This window comes from Pseudomonas sp. NEEL19 (assembly GCF_028751975.1).
GTDB classification, from domain to species: Bacteria; Pseudomonadota; Gammaproteobacteria; order Pseudomonadales; family Pseudomonadaceae; genus Aquipseudomonas; species Aquipseudomonas juntendi.
This window is the reverse complement of the sequence record NZ_CP081491.1, coordinates 429,106-447,029: the sequence shown is the minus strand read 5'-3', so window position 1 is coordinate 447,029 and position 17,924 is coordinate 429,106. Positions and strand designations below refer to the sequence as shown.

At 62.6% G+C, this 17,924-nt stretch carries 15 protein-coding genes; 12 read left to right on the top strand and 3 right to left on the bottom strand.

The window, feature by feature from the left end:
* The first annotated feature begins 40 nt into the window (after positions 1-40).
* A complete protein-coding gene (locus tag K4A76_RS01970; RefSeq protein ID WP_274411444.1) occupies positions 41-1,039 on the top strand; it encodes an alpha/beta hydrolase family protein in 999 nt (332 codons plus the stop codon).
* Between the two features lie 205 nt (positions 1,040-1,244).
* On the opposite strand, the gene K4A76_RS01965 is transcribed toward K4A76_RS01970, so the two are convergent.
* The 3 genes from K4A76_RS01965 to K4A76_RS01955 are packed head-to-tail and all read right to left on the bottom strand — an operon-like array spanning position 1,245 to position 3,701.
* The gene (locus K4A76_RS01965; RefSeq protein WP_009685244.1) at positions 1,245-2,012 is read right to left on the bottom strand and encodes a TerB family tellurite resistance protein; all 768 of its coding nucleotides are present in this window, start codon (positions 2,010-2,012) and stop codon (positions 1,245-1,247) included.
* A gap of 1 nt (position 2,013) precedes the next feature.
* Positions 2,014-2,685 (bottom strand): N-acetylmuramate alpha-1-phosphate uridylyltransferase MurU, encoded by a 672-nt coding sequence (gene murU / locus K4A76_RS01960; protein ID WP_274411443.1) that lies wholly within the window; start codon positions 2,683-2,685, stop codon positions 2,014-2,016.
* The gene (locus tag K4A76_RS01955) at positions 2,682-3,701 is read right to left on the bottom strand and encodes an aminoglycoside phosphotransferase family protein (RefSeq protein ID WP_274411442.1); all 1,020 of its coding nucleotides are present in this window, start codon (positions 3,699-3,701) and stop codon (positions 2,682-2,684) included. Before K4A76_RS01955 ends, murU begins: the two co-directional genes overlap by 4 nt.
* Positions 3,702-3,831: 130 nt before the next feature.
* Between K4A76_RS01955 and K4A76_RS01950 the strand changes: the two genes are divergently transcribed.
* From K4A76_RS01950 to K4A76_RS01900, 11 genes are all read left to right on the top strand, one after another.
* Positions 3,832-6,639, top strand: coding sequence for an LPS-assembly protein LptD (locus K4A76_RS01950; protein ID WP_274411441.1), 2,808 nt, complete (start codon positions 3,832-3,834; stop codon positions 6,637-6,639).
* Positions 6,620-7,939: a peptidylprolyl isomerase SurA gene (gene surA, locus K4A76_RS01945; RefSeq protein WP_033690895.1), complete on the top strand. Its 1,320-nt coding sequence runs from the start codon at positions 6,620-6,622 to the stop codon at positions 7,937-7,939. Before K4A76_RS01950 ends, surA begins: the two co-directional genes overlap by 20 nt.
* Positions 7,936-8,925 (top strand): 4-hydroxythreonine-4-phosphate dehydrogenase PdxA, encoded by a 990-nt coding sequence (pdxA, locus tag K4A76_RS01940; RefSeq protein ID WP_054911840.1) that lies wholly within the window; start codon positions 7,936-7,938, stop codon positions 8,923-8,925. The genes surA and pdxA overlap by 4 nt, the downstream gene beginning before the upstream one ends.
* Positions 8,922-9,725 carry a 16S rRNA (adenine(1518)-N(6)/adenine(1519)-N(6))-dimethyltransferase RsmA gene (rsmA, locus tag K4A76_RS01935; protein ID WP_029885943.1) on the top strand — a complete coding sequence of 268 codons (804 nt, stop codon included), beginning with the start codon at positions 8,922-8,924 and terminating at the stop codon, positions 9,723-9,725. The genes pdxA and rsmA overlap by 4 nt, the downstream gene beginning before the upstream one ends.
* A 195-nt stretch (positions 9,726-9,920) precedes the next feature.
* Complete coding sequence (apaG, locus tag K4A76_RS01930) at positions 9,921-10,301, top strand: Co2+/Mg2+ efflux protein ApaG (protein WP_029885942.1); 381 nt, start codon at positions 9,921-9,923, stop codon at positions 10,299-10,301.
* On the top strand, positions 10,301-11,167 hold the full coding sequence (locus tag K4A76_RS01925; RefSeq protein ID WP_009685235.1) for a symmetrical bis(5'-nucleosyl)-tetraphosphatase: 867 nt from the start codon (positions 10,301-10,303) through the stop codon (positions 11,165-11,167). Before apaG ends, K4A76_RS01925 begins: the two co-directional genes overlap by 1 nt.
* A gap of 14 nt (positions 11,168-11,181) precedes the next feature.
* Positions 11,182-11,514, top strand: coding sequence for a thiosulfate sulfurtransferase GlpE (gene glpE / locus K4A76_RS01920; RefSeq protein ID WP_009685234.1), 333 nt, complete (start codon positions 11,182-11,184; stop codon positions 11,512-11,514).
* 284 nt (positions 11,515-11,798) lie between these two features.
* Positions 11,799-13,721 (top strand): PrkA family serine protein kinase, encoded by a 1,923-nt coding sequence (locus K4A76_RS01915; protein WP_009685233.1) that lies wholly within the window; start codon positions 11,799-11,801, stop codon positions 13,719-13,721.
* Between the two features lie 175 nt (positions 13,722-13,896).
* Positions 13,897-15,171 (top strand): YeaH/YhbH family protein, encoded by a 1,275-nt coding sequence (locus K4A76_RS01910; RefSeq protein ID WP_110679005.1) that lies wholly within the window; start codon positions 13,897-13,899, stop codon positions 15,169-15,171.
* Positions 15,168-16,736, top strand: a complete 1,569-nt coding sequence (locus tag K4A76_RS01905) for a SpoVR family protein (RefSeq protein ID WP_274411440.1) — start codon at positions 15,168-15,170, stop codon at positions 16,734-16,736. The genes K4A76_RS01910 and K4A76_RS01905 overlap by 4 nt, the downstream gene beginning before the upstream one ends.
* Before the next feature lie 55 nt (positions 16,737-16,791).
* Positions 16,792-17,898, top strand: coding sequence for a multifunctional CCA tRNA nucleotidyl transferase/2'3'-cyclic phosphodiesterase/2'nucleotidase/phosphatase (locus K4A76_RS01900; protein ID WP_274411439.1), 1,107 nt, complete (start codon positions 16,792-16,794; stop codon positions 17,896-17,898).
* Positions 17,899-17,924: the final 26 nt, after the last annotated feature.

The window sequence follows — 17,924 nt, the reverse complement described above, 5'->3', positions numbered from 1 at the left end:
CTATTAGGCTGCCGGTATCATTCTGGCCTTGGGTTGACGCATGTCCACACTTTATCGCACGACGCTGGCAATGTGCTGCCTGGCTTCGCTCCTGCCACTCGGCGCCTTGGCCGCCGATGCCGAAACACCGCCGGCGGCCAATGCGGCACCGGCAGCCGAAACACCGCGCCCGCCGCTGCTCGAGCGCAGCCAAGAGGATGCCCTGGCACTCGAGCGGCTGGTACCCAAGGCCGAGCAACAGACGCTACAGGCAGGTGCCGACAGTTTCCTGGCGTTGTGGAAGCCGGCCAACGACAGTGATCCGCAAGGTGCCGTGATCATCGTGCCGGGTGCCGGCGAAAACGCAGACTGGCCAAATGCCGTTGGCCCGCTGCGGCAAAAATTCCCGGATGTCGGCTGGCACAGCCTGAGCATAAGCATGCCTGACCTGCTCGCCGACAGCCCGCAAGCCCGGGTAGAAGCCAAGCCCAAGGCCGCAACGGACCAAACCCAGGGTGAGCGTGCACCGGTCAAGGATGTGCCAGCCGACGCCAATGCCAATGTCGCCCAGGCCACCGCCGCCGATGCCGACACCGCAGAAAGCACCGATGCCGAACTGGCCAGCGAACAGAGCGACCCGGCCGATGCCGAGCGGATTTTCGCCCGCCTGGATGCTGCCGTGGCGTTTGCCCAGCAGCGCAATGCCCGCAGCATCGTGCTGATCGGCCATGGCAGCGGTGCGTACTGGGCAGCCCGCTACCTAAGCGAAAAACAGCCGCCGCAGGTGCACAAGCTGGTCATGGTGGCGGCGCAGACGCCGGCGCGCGTGGAGCATGATCTGGAAAGCCTGGCGCCGACGTTGAAGGTGCCCACCGCCGACATCTACTACGCCACCCGCAGTGCTGACCGCAGCGCCGCCGCGCTGCGCTTGCAGGCCAGCAAGCGGCAGAAAGACAGCCAGTACCGGCAGTTGTCGCTGATCGCCATGCCAGGCAACCAGGCCGCCGAGCAAGAGCAGTTGTTCCGCCGCGTGCGAGGCTGGATGAACCCGCAAGGGTAAGGTTGCCCCTACAGGTAGGCCACAATATTCAGGCGTTGTGTATTACCTGTGGGAGCGGGCGTGCCCGCGAAGAATCCAGCGCGGTGGCTGGCACCGGCTACGCCGGTGTTCGCGGCGGTTCGAAATGACCGCTCCCACAAGGACCCTGCTAAATCAATAAGTTATGCATTGTTCTATGAGGGCTGGCTTGCCGGCGATGAGGCCCTCAAAGGCCCCGCCGCTTGCGGATCATGGCATAGGCCTGGTGCAACTCCCGCGTGCGCTCGGTCGCTTCACGCACCTGTGCCTCGCTGGCGCCGGTGCCTGCCAGTTTGTCCGGGTGATGCCGGCTGACCAGCCGGCGATACGCCTGCTTGACCTTGTCAGCTTCGGTGTCCGCCTCTACCGCCAGCAAGCGCAACGCCGCCGCATAGGTCATGGCCAGCCCTTCCGGCCGGGCAGCCCTGCGCGGCTCGTATTCCACCGACATGGCCTGCACCTGGCGCCGGCTCAGGCCCAGCTTCTGCCCCCAGTCCAGCAGCAGCTCACGCTCCTTGTTGCCCATCTTGCCGTCGGCCCAGACCATGCGCCAACAGGCGCGCAAGGTGCCTTCGGCCGCATGCGGCTGTTCGCGAATCCGCCGCAAGTGGCCGCCAAGCCGGTCCTTGCCGGCCTTGCCACGGTTGAACGCCTTGATGGCGCGCAAGCGGGCCGGCTCCGCCAGGTCCAGCCGCGACATTTCCTGGCGCGCCTGCTGGATATGCTGCTCGGCCACCCGGCCATCGCTCTTGGCCAGGCGCCCCAGCATCACGAACAGCAACTCATCGTCAGCCAGCGCCGGGCGCCCGCTCAGGCGGTCGCGCATGTCATCCCAGCCCTGCAAGCGCAAGCGGCGGTCGAGGGCCTGGCCGAGCAGCAGCCCCAACAGCGCCCCGGGGATGTTGGCCACGGCAAAGCCCGCGCCAGCGCCAATCAGTGTGCCTGGCCACCACATGTCAGGCGCGCTCGCCGATCAGCCGCTCGGCCTCGGCCAGGCGCTCGAGCGTACCGACGTCCACCCAGTGCCCGCGGTAGTGCTCGCCCGTGACCCGGCCAGCCGCCATGGCCTGGCGCAACAACGGCGCCAGTTTGAAGGCACCAGCCTGGCAACCCGCGAACAGCGCCGGGTGCAGGACCGAGATACCACTGAACGTCAGCGTACCCGGCGCGTCGTCGCCATCGACCACCTGCCCGTCCGCCAGGCGGAAGTCGCCACGGCCATGGTGGCCAGGGTTATCGACCAGCACCAGGTGCGCCAGGCCTTGCAGGGGGGCCTGCAGGCGGGTGAAGTCGTAGTCGGTCCAGACATCGCCGTTCACCAGCAGGAAGGGAGCGTCGCCCAGCAAAGGCAGCGCCTTGAAGATGCCGCCGCCGGTTTCCAGCGGCTCACCCTCCGGCGAGTAGCAAATGCGCAGGCCGAAGCGGCCGCCATCGCCCAGGTGCTCTTCGATCTGCTGGCCGAGCCAGGCATGGTTGATCACCACTTCGCGGACACCCGCAGCCGCCAGCGCACGCAGGTGGTACTCGATCAGCGGCTGGCCGGCGACCGGAACCAACGGTTTGGGGGTATGCAGCGTCAGCGGGCGCATGCGTTCACCCTTCCCCGCCGCCAGGATCATTGCCTTCATGCACGCGCTCCGGCTTGCAGCTCGGCAATCAGCTCACCCAGCTCCGCCAATTCGGGCCGGCGACCGATCACTTCTTCTATATAGGCGAAGAAACGCGGCACGTCGCCCAGGTAGCGCGGCTTGCCGTCGCGGTGGCAGATACGGGCAAAAATGCCGATCACCTTCAAATGGCGCTGCACGCCCATCAGGTCGCTGGCACGCTGGAACGCCTCGAACTCAGCATGAACCGGGATACCGGCCGCCACTGCCCGCTCCCAATAGGCACGCAACCAGCCTTCGACGCGCGCCTGTGGCCAGGTGAGGAAGGCATCCTTGAACAGGCAGGTAATGTCGTAGGTGACCGGGCCGTACACCGCATCCTGGAAGTCCAGCACGCCAGGGTTCGGGGTGCTCTGCATCAGGTTGCGCGGCATGTAGTCGCGGTGCACCAGCACTTTCGGCTGGGCCAGGGCGCTGTCGATCAACAGTTGGCTGATGCGCTGCCAGGCAGCTTTCTGGCTATCGTTGAGGGCCAGGCCAAGCTCGCGCCCTACGTACCATTCGGGGAACAGTTCAACCTCGCGGCGCAGCAGGGCGTCGTCGTAGCTGGGCAACTGGGCGTCCATCGGCAGGCGCTGGAACTTCAGCAACGCCTCGATGGCGTCGGCGAACAGGCTGTCGGCATTATCGGCATCAATGATATCCAGGTATGTCTGGTGACCCAGGTCACCCAGCAGCAGGAACCCGCGCTCCAGGTCCTGGGCGTGGATCTGCGGCACATTCACACCGGCACTGGCCAGCAGGTGGTCGATGGCGACGAACGGTCGGCAGTTCTCCTGCGGCGGGGGCGCGTCCATGACCACGAAGCTGCGCCCAGCCCCCTGCCAGCGGAAGTAACGGCGGAAGCTGGCATCGCTGCTGGCCGCGGTCAGGCGGCCTTCGGGCACCTCGCCCCAAGCCTTGCTGCGGAAAAGTTCATCGAGCTGCTCGGCGAGCCAGACCGTCAGCTGTTGCAGGCGTACATCGTGTTCAGGCATTACAAGGGTCTCCGACGGCCCTAGCCGTCAAGCGGGTCATGCTTTATTATCCAGCATCTTTTTCAGACCATCGAGAGGCGTGCGGCCCCACACGCGGGCAGATGGCACGCAGGAAGCCCGGACTAATAAGATGGCATTGAAATCCCCCGCGTTTCGTAGAAAGTTTCCGTTGCTGGTCACCGGCGGTCTGCTGGCCCTGCAACCTCTGGCCACATCGTACGTGGTGGCAGCCGAGCAGTTTGACTGCCAAGTGTCCGCCGCCGGCGGCTGGGACTGCAAGCCCAAGACCCCAGCCAGCAACCTGCCGCCACGCCCGGTGCACGAAGGTGCCGCCGTCAGCGGCGGCACCGAAGCCGCGAGCGAAGGCGAAACTGCGGACCGGCCGATGCTGGTCACCGAGGCCAAAGGCCGCGGCCTGAAGTCGCGCAGCGAAGACTACAGCCACCTCGACTGGGTGCCGCGTGAAAAGCTCACTGCTGCACAGCTGGCCGAAACCGGCCCGTACTGCGGTGGCGCCTACATCGAGCCAACTCGCCCAGGCATGGCCGACACCACGCCCAAGGACGAGTCGCCAACCTACATCAATGCCAAGGTGTCCAAGTACCAGCAGGAGCAGCAGATCGCTACCCTCGCCGGTGACGTGGTCATGCGCCAGGGCAGCATGCAGGCCGAAGCGGACGAGGCCAACCTGTATCAGGCCGAAAACCGTGGCGAGCTCAAAGGCAACGTCAAGATCCGTGACAACGGCTCGCTGGTAGTCGGTGACCAGGCACAGATTCAGCTCGACACGGGCGAAGCACAGGTCGACAACGCCGAATACGTGATGCACAAGTCGCATATCCGCGGCAGCGCCCTGTACGCCAAGCGTGGCGAAAACGCCATCATCCGCCTCAAGGACGGTACGTACACCACCTGCGAACCGGGCAGCAACGCCTGGCAGCTGAAGGGCAACAACATCACCCTGAACCCGGCCACCGGCTTCGGCACCGCGACCAACGTCACCCTGCGGGTCAAGGATTTCCCGGTGTTCTACACACCGTACATCTACTTCCCGATTGACGATCGTCGCCAGTCCGGCTTCCTGCCACCTTCGTTCAGCAGCAGCAGCGACACCGGCTTCATGCTGGTCACGCCGTACTACTTCAACCTGGCGCCGAACTACGACGCCACGTTGTACCCGCGCTACATGACCAAGCGCGGCTTGCTGATGGAAGGCGAGTTCCGCTACCTGACCAAGTCCAGCGAAGGCCAGTTCGGCGGCGCGTACCTGAACGACAAGAACGACGACCGCAAAGACCAGACGGACTACAAAGACCAGCGCTGGATGGTCAACTGGCAGCACAAGGGTGGCCTGGACGAACGCCTGATGAGCGAGGTGGACTACACCGACATCAGCGACCCGTTCTACTTCCAGGACCTGGAGTCCGACCAGATCGGCGTGGAAAGCCGCGACGTGCTGAACCAGCAGGGCGCGCTGACCTACCGTGGCGACAGCTACACCGCGCGCCTGAACGTGCATGCCTACGAAATGGCGACCATTTCGCAGATCACGCCGTATGACCGCCTGCCGCAGCTGACCCTCAACGGTACCCTGCCATTCCAGCCAGGCGGCCTGAACCTGGGTTACGAGACCGAAGCGGTACGCTTTGAACGTGACCTGAAGAATGACTTTGTCCGCGACAAAGACGGCAACCCGGACTTCTCGGCCGGGGCAGCAGGTCGTCGCCTTGATCAAAACATTCAAGGTATCGAGCGGGCCAACGGCACGCGCCTGAATGTGGCGCCGTCCATCAGCTACCCGATGACGGCCAGCTATGGGTTCCTGACGCCCAAGCTGAAATATGCCTACACCCAGTACGACCTGGACCTCGACAGCAAAGGCAAGGCCGATGCAATCGCCCTGGAAGCTGCAAATCCAGCCGCCTACGGCAGCTACGACAGCTCCGTAAGCCGCGATGTACCGATCTTCAGCGTCGACAGCGGCCTGTACTTCGACCGCAATACCTCGCTGTTCGGCAACAACTACCGTCAAACCCTCGAACCGCGCATGTTCTACCTGTACGTCCCGTACAAGGACCAGAAGGACATCCCGCTGTTCGATACGGGCGAAACCCTGTTCAGCTACGATTCGCTGTTCCGCGACAACCGCTTCAGCGGCACCGACCGCATCGGCGACGAGAACAAGCTGTCGCTGGGTGTCACCACCCGCTGGATCGAAGACAACGGCTTCGAGCGCCAGAACTTCAGCATCGGCCAGGCCTACTACTTCAAAGACCGCAAGGTACAGTTGCCGGGTATCGACTACCGCACCCGCAAAGACTCGCAGTCCGACGTATCGCCGTACGCCCTGGTGTACAACTACTACTTCAACCGCGACTGGCGCTTCAATTCGGACTTCAACTGGGACCCGGACAGCCGCAGCACCCGCTCGGGCAGTGCGATGTTCCACTACCAGCCTGAAGACAACCCGAACAAGATCGTCAACCTCGGCTACCGCTACCGTAACGACACCATCGCCTACGACTCGACAACGGGTACCTGGAAGGTGGGCGGCGGTGACTATGGCACCCCAGGCGATCCGAACTACATCAAGGATTACTACAAGATCCAGCAGCACGATTTCTCGGTCATCTGGCCGATCGTGCCACAGTGGAGCGTGATTGCCCGCTGGCAGCATGACTACAACCGCAACCGCACCCTGGAAGCCATGGGTGGTTTCGAATACGACAACTGCTGCTGGAAGCTGCGTCTGGTCAACCGCTACTGGATCGACTACGACGATTTCAGCCAGGCCCTTCCGCAGAACGAAAAAGGCGACCACGGTGTCTTCCTTCAGATCGTCCTGAAAGGCCTCGGTGGTGTAGTTGGCAACAAGGTCGAATCTTTCCTCGACCAAGGCATTCAAGGTTACCGTGAACGTGAAGACCAAGCTTATTGATCGACTGCGCCCAGTGCTGCTGGGCGTCGCTTTGCTGAGTGGCGCGGTGCATGCCGCGGTACAGCCGCTTGATCGCGTGGTGGCCATCGTCGACAACGACGTGGTCATGCAAAGCCAGCTGGACCAGCGCGTGCATGAGGTTCAGCAAACCATCGCCAAGCGCGGCGGCAGCGTGCCGCCCGCCGGCGCCCTGGAACAGCAGGTACTGGAACGCCTGATCGTCGAAAACCTGCAACTGCAGATTGGCGAACGCTCCGGCATTCGCATCACCGACGAAGAACTGAACCAGGCCATCGGCACCATTGCCCAGCGCAACGGCATGTCGCTGGACCAGTTCCGCGCAGCGTTGGCCCATGACGGCCTGTCGTTCGACGACGCCCGCGACCAGGTCAAGCGCGAGATGATCATCAGCCGCGTGCGCCAACGCCGCGTGGCCGAGCGCATCCAGGTGTCGGAGCAGGAAGTGAAGAACTTCCTCAACTCCGACATGGGCAAGATGCAGATGTCGGAAGAGTACCGCCTGGCCAACATCCTGATCCCCACCCCGGAGGCGGCCAACTCGGCAGACATTCAGAAGGCTGCACGCCAGGTGGGCGAGGTGTACCAGCAGCTCAAGCAAGGCGCGGACTTCGGCCAACTGGCCATCGCCCGCTCCGCCAGCGAAAACGCCCTGGAAGGCGGCGAGATGGGTTGGCGTAAAGCGGCCCAGCTGCCACCAGACTTCGCCAAGATGCTCAGCAGCATGCCGGTGGGTGAAATCACCCAGCCGATCCGCATCCCCAATGGCTTCATCATCCTCAAGCTGGAAGAGAAGCGTGGCGGCAGCGAGAACGTGCTGCGCGACGAAGTGCATGTGCGCCACATCCTGATCAAGCCAAGCGAGATCCGCAGCGACGCGGCCACCGAGCAGCTGGCCGAGCGCCTGTACGAACGCATCAAGAACGGCGAAGACTTCGCCGAACTGGCGAAAAGCTACTCGGAAGACCCGGGCTCAGCGCTCAACGGCGGTGACCTCAACTGGGTCGACCCGAACAGCCTGGTGCCGGAGTTCCGCGAGCAGATGGCCAACGCCCAGCAAGGCGTCGTGACCAAGCCGTTCAAAACCCAGTATGGCTGGCACGTGCTGGAAGTACTGGGCCGTCGGGCCACCGACAGCACCGAGCAGGCGCGTGAGCAACAGGCCCTGAACGTGCTGCGTAACCGCAAATACGACGAAGAGCTGCAAACCTGGCTGCGCCAGATTCGCGACGAAGCCTACGTTGAAATCAAGCTGCCTGGCGCCGACCAGGCCGCCCAGTGAAGCCCCTGCGCTTCGCCGTCACCCCCGGCGAGCCGGCAGGCATAGGTCCTGACCTGTGCCTGCTGCTCGCCGCAGACGCCCAGCCCCACCCCCTGATTGCCATCACCAGCCGTGACCTGCTCGCCGAGCGGGCCACCCAGCTGGGGCTGGCTGTCGACCTGTTGCCGGTTGCCCCGGGCCACTGGCCCGAGCAGCCAGCGCCAGCGGGCAGCCTGTATGTCTGGGATACACCGCTGGCGGCCCCGGTAACACCGGGCCAGCTCGACACGGCCAACGCCGCGTTCGTGCTGCAAACCCTGACCCGTGCTGGCCAGGGCTGCCTGGACGGGCACTTCGCCGGGATGATCACCGCCCCCGTGCACAAGGGGGTGATCAACGAGAGCGGCATCGCCTTTTCCGGGCACACCGAATTCCTCGCCGAACTGACCCAAACCGCACAAGTGGTGATGATGCTGGCTACCCGCGGCCTGCGCGTGGCCCTGGTTACCACCCACCTGCCGCTGCGGGACATCGCCGACGCCATCACTGCCGAGCGCGTCGAGCGGGTTACCCGCATCCTGCATGCAGACATGCGCGACAAGTTCGGCATCACCGCCCCACGCATCCTGGTGTGCGGCCTCAACCCGCATGCCGGTGAAGGCGGCCACCTGGGCCGCGAAGAAATCGACATCATCGAGCCGACCCTGGCCCGCCTGCGCGCCGAAGGCATGGACCTGCGCGGGCCGCTGCCGGCCGATACCCTGTTTACCCCCAAATATCTGGAGCACTGCGACGCGGTGCTGGCGATGTACCACGACCAAGGCCTGCCCGTACTCAAGTACAAGGGTTTTGGTGCGGCCGTGAACGTGACCTTGGGCCTGCCGATCATCCGTACCTCGGTTGACCACGGCACCGCCCTGGACCTGGCCGGCAGCGGCAAGGTCGACACCGGCAGCCTGCGCGTCGCGCTGGAAACCGCCTACCAGATGGCCGAGAACCGACCATGAACGAGCAATACCAACACCGGGCGCGCAAGCGCTTCGGCCAGAACTTCCTGCACGACGCCGGCATCATCGACCGTATCCTGCGCGCTATCCACGCCAAGCCTGGCGAACACCTGCTTGAAATCGGCCCGGGCCAGGGCGCCCTGACCGAGGGCCTGCTGGGCAGCGGCGCGCAACTGGACGTGGTCGAGCTGGACAAGGACCTGGTGCCGATCCTGCAGCACAAGTTCGCTGACCGCAGCAATTTCCGCCTGCACCAGGGCGACGCCCTGAAGTTCGACTTCAACCAGCTGGGCGTCCCGCCGCGCAGCCTCAAGGTGGTGGGTAACCTGCCCTATAACATCTCCACGCCGCTGATCTTCCACCTGCTCAGCCATGCCGGGCTGATCCGCGACATGCACTTCATGCTGCAGAAGGAAGTGGTCGAGCGCATGGCCGCCGGCCCTGGCGGTGGTGATTGGGGGCGGTTGTCGATCATGGTGCAGTACCACTGCCGCGTGGAACACCTGTTCAACGTTGGCCCTGGGGCGTTCAACCCGCCACCGAAAGTGGATTCGGCCATCGTGCGGCTGGTGCCGCACGAAGTGCTGCCTCACCCGGCCAAAGATGCACAACTGCTGGAGCGGGTGGTGCGTGAAGCGTTCAACCAGCGCCGCAAGACACTGCGCAACACCATGAAGGGCCTGCTCGACAGCGCGGCCATCGAAGCTGCCGGCGTGGATGGCAGCCTGCGCCCGGAGCAGCTGGACCTGGCCGCCTTCGTGCGCCTGGCCGATCAGTTGGCCGATCAGCCCGAAGCCTGATTCGACCTCTTCGCGGGCATGCCCGCTCCCACAGGTAAATCACCCACTCAAATGGGGTGGAATCCTGTGGGAGCGGGCTTGCCCTCGAAGAGGCCAGCACAGGCAACACAAATCCCCAAGCCCTTCCACCGCTGGCCCTCCCCCCCGCCAATGGCCTAGACTGCATTATTGCGTCAGTTCGCCCAAGGCCCTTGCATGTCCGACCCCCGCTATCAAATCGACGTCAGCGTCGTGACCCGCTACCTCAAAGAGCAATCCGACCCAGAAAACAGTCGTTTCGCTTTCGCCTACACCATCACTGTGCAGAACAACGGCTCGCTGAAAGCCAAACTGCTGTCGCGCCACTGGCTGATCACCAACGGTGACGGCAAGGTCGAAGAAGTGCGCGGCGCCGGGGTGGTCGGCCAGCAGCCCAATATCGAGCCGGGCCAGAGCCACACCTACAGCAGCGGGGCTGTCATCAGCACCCGCGTAGGCACCATGCAGGGCAGCTACCAGATGTTTGCCGAAGACGGTAAACGTTTCGATGCCGAGATCGCCCCGTTTCGCCTGGCGGTGCCCGGGGCCCTGCACTGATGGCCACTTACGCCGTCGGCGACCTGCAGGGCTGCCTGCAGCCACTCAAATGCCTGCTCGAACGCGTACGCTTCGATCCCGCCGTGGACCGCCTATGGCTGGTGGGCGACCTGGTCAACCGCGGCCCCGAGTCACTGCAAACGCTGCGCTTTCTGTACTCCATGCGCCAGTCCCTGGTCTGCGTGCTGGGCAACCACGACCTGCACCTGCTGGCCGCCTGGCACAACGTCGAGCGCCTGAAGAAAAGCGACACTTTGCGCGAGATCATCGAAGCGCCAGATGCGGATCAGTTGTTCGACTGGCTGCGCCAGCAAAAGCTGCTGCACTACGATGAGGCGCGGGGCGTTGCCATGGTTCATGCCGGCATCCCGCCGCAGTGGACGCTCGGGCAAGCCCTGAAGCTGGCAGACGAGGTGGAACAGGTGCTGCGCGATGACACTCGCCTGAAGTTGTACTTGGATGGCATGTACGGCAACGAACCGAACAAGTGGAGCAAGAACCTCACCGGTATCGAGCGCCTGCGGGTCATCACCAACTACTTCACGCGCATGCGCTTCTGCACCGCAGAAGGCAAACTCGACCTGAAAAGCAAGGAAGGCCTGGGCACCGCGCCCAAAGGCTACAAACCCTGGTTTGCCCACAAGGACCGCCGCTCGCGGCACGTGAAGATCATCTTCGGCCACTGGGCCGCCCTTGAAGGGCGCGTCGACCAGCCTGACGTCATCGCCCTGGACACCGGCTGCGTGTGGGGCGGCGCCATGACCCTGTACAACCTCGACAGCGGCCAATACCACCGCTGCGACTGCGCCGCCGACGGCACCCTGCGCCAGCCGGCACAACCCACTACACTCAATGACCACACCTGAAGGAAGTAGTACCCATGAGCGAATTCAAGCGCATCCCTCCCGAGCAGGCCTTGGAGCTTCGCAAGCAAGAAGGTGCGGTCGTGGTCGATATCCGTGACTCGCAAGCCTTTGCTGCCGGCCACATTACCGGCGCCCGGCATCTGGATAACCATTCGGTCGCCGAGTTCATCCGCAATGCCGACCTCGACGCCCCCACCCTGGTGGTCTGCTACCACGGCAACTCCAGCCAGAGCGCTGCCGCCTACCTGGTAGGCCAGGGCTTCTCCGACGTGTACAGCGTCGACGGTGGTTTTGAACTGTGGCGCACCACCTACCCGGCCGAGACAGCCCAAGGCGCTGCCGAATAAATTTTTTCATTTTTACTGCAGCCCGCGCCCTGCGCGGGCTTGCGGCTTACCTGACGAACGGTCGTTCGTAACTTCTGCACTCCTCGCCCCTTGACCTTGCAGATAACCAACTACGCTTAAGCTCAGGCCATCCAAAAAAGGGGAGAGCCGGTACACCGGCGTGCGGGTCATCGGTAGCGTAACAGGGTGTTCTGGGGGGTATAGAGCAACTGGCGAACCCGGTTGCTTGCCAGCATCAGCTGACTGATCCGGCGTCGTCTCCACGTATCGAGCGAGGTGACGTCATGAGTATTTTTAGCCACTTCCAACAACGTTTCGAGTCAACGCGCCAGGAAGAACTCTCGCTGCAGGAGTACCTCGAGCTGTGCAAAGAGGATCGCAGTGCCTACGCATCGGCGGCCGAACGGCTGTTGCTGGCCATCGGTGAGCCAGAGCTGATCGACACCTCTACCAACTCCAGGCTGTCGCGCATTTTTTCCAACAAGGTGATCCGCCGCTATCCAGCCTTTGCCGACTTCCATGGCATGGAAGAGTGCATCGACCAGATCGTGTCCTACTTCCGCCACGCCGCCCAAGGCCTGGAGGAAAAGAAACAGATCCTCTACCTGCTGGGCCCGGTAGGTGGCGGTAAATCGTCGCTGGCGGAAAAACTCAAGCAGCTGATGGAGCGCGTACCGTTCTACGCCATCAAGGGCTCACCGGTGTTCGAATCGCCATTGGGCCTGTTCAACGCCACCGAAGACGGGGCCATTCTCGAGGAAGAGTTCGGCATCCCGCGGCGCTACCTCAACACCATCATGTCGCCCTGGGCAACCAAGCGGCTGCAGGAGTTCGGCGGCGATATTTCCAAATTCAAAGTGGTCAAGCTCTACCCTTCCATCCTCAACCAGATCGCCATCGCCAAGACCGAACCGGGCGATGAAAACAACCAGGACATCTCTGCCCTGGTCGGCAAGGTCGACATTCGCAAGCTCGAGGAATACCCACAGAACGACGCCGACGCCTACAGCTACTCGGGGGCACTGTGCCGGGCCAACCAGGGCCTGATGGAATTCGTGGAAATGTTCAAGGCGCCGATCAAGGTCCTGCACCCCTTGCTCACCGCCACCCAGGAAGGTAACTACAACAGTACCGAAGGCCTCGGGGCCATCCCGTACACCGGCATCCTGCTGGCCCACTCCAACGAATCGGAGTGGCACACCTTCCGTAACAACAAGAACAACGAAGCGTTCATCGACCGGATCTACATCGTCAAAGTGCCGTACTGCTTGCGTGTCAGCGACGAAATCAGGATCTACGACAAGTTGCTGGTCAACAGTTCGCTGTCCAAGGCCCATTGCGCACCGGACACGCTGAAAATGCTGGCGCAATTCACGGTGCTGTCGCGGCTTAAAGAGCCTGAAAACTCCAATATCTATTCGAAAATGCGCGTGTACGATGGTGAAAACCTCAAGGACACCGATCCGAAGGCCAAGTCGATCCAGGAATACCGCGACTCGGCCGGCGTCGACGAGGGCATGAATGGCCTGTCGACCCGCTTTGCCTTCAAGATCCTGTCCAAGGTGTTCAACTTCGACCCACACGAAATTGCCGCCAACCCGGTGCACCTGTTGTATGTGCTGGAGCAGCAGATCGAACAGGAACAGTTCCCTGCCGAAGTGCGCGAGCGCTACCTGCGTTATCTGAAGGAGTACCTGGCGCCGCGCTACATCGAGTTCATCGGCAAGGAGATCCAGACAGCGTACCTGGAGTCCTACAGCGAATACGGCCAGAACATCTTCGACCGCTATGTGCTGTACGCCGACTTCTGGATCCAGGACCAGGAATACCGCGACCCGGAAACCGGCGAGATCCTCAACCGCATCGCGCTCAACGAAGAGCTGGAGAAAATCGAGAAGCCGGCCGGCATCAGCAACCCGAAAGACTTCCGCAACGAGATCGTCAACTTCGTACTGCGCGCACGCGCCAACAACAATGGCAAGAACCCAAGCTGGCTGAGCTACGAAAAACTGCGGGTGGTGATCGAGAAGAAAATGTTCTCCAACACCGAAGACCTGCTGCCGGTCATCAGCTTCAATGCCAAAGCCAGCAAAGAGGACCAGAAGAAACACAACGACTTCGTCACCCGAATGGTGGAGCGTGGTTATACCGACAAGCAGGTGCGCCTGCTGTCGGAGTGGTACCTGCGGGTCAGGAAATCGCAATAAAGCGGCAAGCCGCCTAGTGCCAAGCTACAAGCTGCAAGCCACAAGCTGGCTGGCGCCGGCGCATGTCAGGCGCCAGCATCTGCGGCAGCGATGGCTGCTTTTACTTGCAGCTTGAAGCTTACCGCTTGGCGTCCAGGGCTTGTGGCTTGCAGCTGCTCCAGCTACCGGAGGGACCATGAGCTACGTTATAGACCGCCGCCTGAACGGCAAGAACAAGAGCACGGTCAACCGCCAGCGCTTCCTGCGGCGGTACCGCGAACACATCAAGAAGGCCGTCGAAGAGGCGGTAAGCCGCCGCTCCATCATGGACATGGAACACGGCGAACAGATCAGCATTCCCGGGCGTGATATCGACGAGCCGGTGCTGCACCACGGCCGCGGGGGCAAACAGACCATCGTGCACCCCGGCAACAAGGAGTTCACTGCCGGTGAACACATACCCAGGCCGCAAGGCGGCGGCGGGGGTGGCGGCGGCCGTGGCAAGGCCGGCAACTCCGGCGAAGGCATGGACGAATTCGTCTTTCAGATCACCCAGGAAGAGTTCCTCGAATTCATGTTCGAAGACCTTGAATTGCCCAACCTGGTCAAACGCCACCTGACCGGTGCCGACACCTTCAAAACTGTGCGCGCCGGTATCGCCAACGAAGGCAACCCGTCGCGCATCAACATCGTGCGCACCCTGCGCTCGGCCCACGCCCGACGTATCGCCCTGACCGGCAGCAGCCGTGCCCTGCTGCGCGAAGCACAGAAAGAGCTGGCGCGCCTGCGCGTAGAGGAACCGGACAATTTCACCGATATCCAGGAAATCGAACAGGAAATCGAGCGCCTCAAGGCACGCATCAACCGCCTGCCGTTTCTCGACACCTTCGACCTCAAGTACAACCTGCTGGTCAAGCAACCCAACCCAAGTTCAAAGGCGGTGATGTTCTGCCTGATGGACGTGTCCGGTTCGATGACCCAGGCGACCAAAGACATCGCCAAGCGCTTCTTCATCCTGCTGTATCTGTTCCTCAAGCGTAATTACGACCGCATCGAAGTCGTGTTCATTCGCCACCACACCAGTGCCCGCGAAGTGGACGAGGAAGAATTTTTCTACTCGCGGGAAACCGGGGGCACCATCGTTTCCAGCGCACTCAAGCTAATGCAGGAGATCATGGCTGAACGCTACCCGGCCAGTGACTGGAACATCTATGCTGCCCAGGCGTCCGACGGCGACAACTGGAACGACGACTCGCCAATCTGCCGCGATATCCTGGCCAAGCAGATCATGCCGCACGTGCAGTACTACACTTACGTCGAAATCACCCCCCGTGAGCACCAGGCGCTGTGGTACGAATACGAACGCATCGGCGAGGCCTTCCCCGACACGTTTGCCCAACAGCAGCTGGTATCGGCCGGCGACATCTACCCGGTCTTCCGTGAACTCTTCCAGCGCAGGTTAGCCACATGACCGCCAGAGCACAGAGACGCCAACCCATTTCCACCGGGTCCGAATGGACGTTCGAACTGATCCAGACCTACGACCGGGAAATCAGCCGCCTGGCCGAGCGCTACGCCCTGGACACCTACCCCAACCAGATCGAGGTGATCACGGCCGAGCAGATGATGGACGCCTACGCTTCCGTCGGCATGCCGCTGGGCTATCACCACTGGTCCTACGGCAAGCAGTTCCTCAGCACGGAAAAGTCCTATAGCCGTGGCCAGATGGGCCTGGCCTACGAGATCGTGATCAACTCCGACCCCTGCATCGCTTACCTGATGGAAGAGAACACCATGTGCATGCAGGCACTGGTGATCGCCCATGCCTGCTATGGGCATAACAGCTTCTTCAAAGGCAACTACCTGTTCCGCACCTGGACGGATGCCAGCTCGATCATCGACTACCTGGTGTTCGCCAAGCAGTACATCGCGCAGTGCGAGGAACGCCACGGCATCGACGCCGTGGAAGACCTGATCGACTCCTGCCATGCCCTGATGAACTACGGCGTAGACCGCTACAAGCGGCCCTACCCTATTTCCGCCGAAGAGGAGCGGCGCCGGCAACAGGAGCGCGAGGAACACCTGCAGCGGCAGATCAACGACCTGTGGCGGACCATCCCGAAAAGCGCCGACAAGGGCAATGACCGCGATGAAGGGCGCTTCCCCGCCGAGCCGCAGGAAAACATCCTGTACTTCATCGAAAAGAACGCCCCGCTGCTGGAACCCTGGCAACGGGAAGTGGTGCGCATCGTGCGCAAGATAGCCCAGTATTTCTACCCGCAGCGCCAGACCCAGGTGATGAACGAAGGCTGGGCAACCTTCTGGCACTACACCCTGATGAACGACTTGTATGACGAGGGGCTGATAACCGAAGGCTTCATGATGGAGTTTCTGCAGTCGCATACCAGTGTGGTGTTCCAGCCTGGGTTCGACAGCCCGTACTACAGCGGCATCAACCCTTACGCGCTGGGCTTTGCGATGTACACCGACATCCGCCGCATGTGCGAGAACCCAACCGAAGAGGATCGCCACTGGTTCCCCGACATTGCCGGCAGTGATTGGCTTTCTACCATCAAGTTCGCCATGAGCAGCTTCAAGGACGAGAGTTTCATCCTGCAATACCTGTCACCCAAGGTGATGCGCGACCTCAAGCTGTTCAGCATTCTCGATGATGACCAACGGGACGATCTGCTGGTGCCGGCCATTCACGACGAGTCGGGCTACCGGCTCATTCGCGAGCAACTGGCAGCCCAGTACAACCTGGGCAACCGTGAGCCGAACGTGCAGATCTGGAGTGTCGACCGCCGAGGGGATCGCTCCCTCACCCTGCGTCACCAGCAGCACAACCGAAAACCGCTCGGCGACTCGACCGACGAAGTGCTCAAGCACCTGCATCGGCTGTGGGGCTTCGATATCCACCTGGAGACCGTGCAAGGCGACCAGGTGGTCAAGACCCACCACATGCCGCCACGCGGCGACCACGGCGAGGGCGGTGAATACGGCCGCATGGACCTGGCTGTGATTCACCATCTCTGAAGCCACGCCATGACTGCCGACGGGTTATCCTGTCGGCAGTTATGGAGAGTTGCTCATGCACATTTACAAGGTTGGGGGTGCCGTACGTGACCGCCTGCTCGGCCGACCGGTCAGCGATATCGACTGGCTGGTGGTCGGTGCCAGCGTCGAAGAAATGCTGGCCAAGGGTTACCGCCCGGTCGGCGCCGACTTCCCGGTATTCCTGCACCCGAAAACCGGCGAGGAATACGCCCTGGCCCGTACCGAACGCAAAAGCGGGCGCGGCTACGGTGGCTTCACCTTCCATGCCAGCCCCGACGTAACCCTGGAAGAAGACCTGATCCGCCGCGACCTGACCATCAATGCCATGGCCGAGGATGAGGCCGGGCAGGTTCATGACCCTTACCAGGGCGCGCGGGACCTGGACCAACGCCTGTTACGCCACGTTTCCCCAGCGTTCGCTGAAGACCCGCTGCGTGTGCTGCGGGTGGCGCGCTTTGCTGCGCGCTATGCACCCTTGGGCTTTCGGGTCGCCGATGAAACCCTGGAGCTGATGCGCCAGATCAGTGCCTCGGGCGAATTGCAGGCCTTGACTGCAGAGCGCAGCTGGAAGGAGATCGAGCGCGCGCTGATGGAGGCGCAGCCGCAGGTGTTCTTCCAGGTCCTGCATGCGTGCGCCGCCCTCCGGGAACTGTTGCCTGAGCTTGATAGCGCCCCCCAAGCCCTGGCTGCGCTGGAACAAGCAGCTGCGCATCACCAGCCCCTGCACGTGCGCTGGGCCTGCCTGTTGCACCAGTTGCCCCCCGCCTCGATCAAAACCGTCAACCAGCGCCTCAAGGCGCCGCGGGAATGCCAGGAGCTGGCCCTGCTGACGGGTGAGTGCCTGGTGCAGGCTGATCAGGCGCTGCAGCTGCCTGCCATGTCACTGCTGGCGCTGTTGCAGAAGTTCGATGTGTACCGGCGCCCGCAGCGGTTTGAGGATTTCCTGGCTGCCTGCGAGATGGCCGCACTGGGGAATGGCAAAGCGGGTTATCCACAGGGCGAGTACTTGCGTGGCGCTGCGGCAGCGGCGCGGGCGGTGGATGTGAAGCCGCTTGTGCAGGCTGGGCTGACTGGCCAGGCACTGGGCGAAGCGCTCAAAGCGCAGCGGCTGAAAGCGCTTGAGGCTTACCGGCACTGCTAGTGCTACCGGCCCTTTCGCGGCTAAAG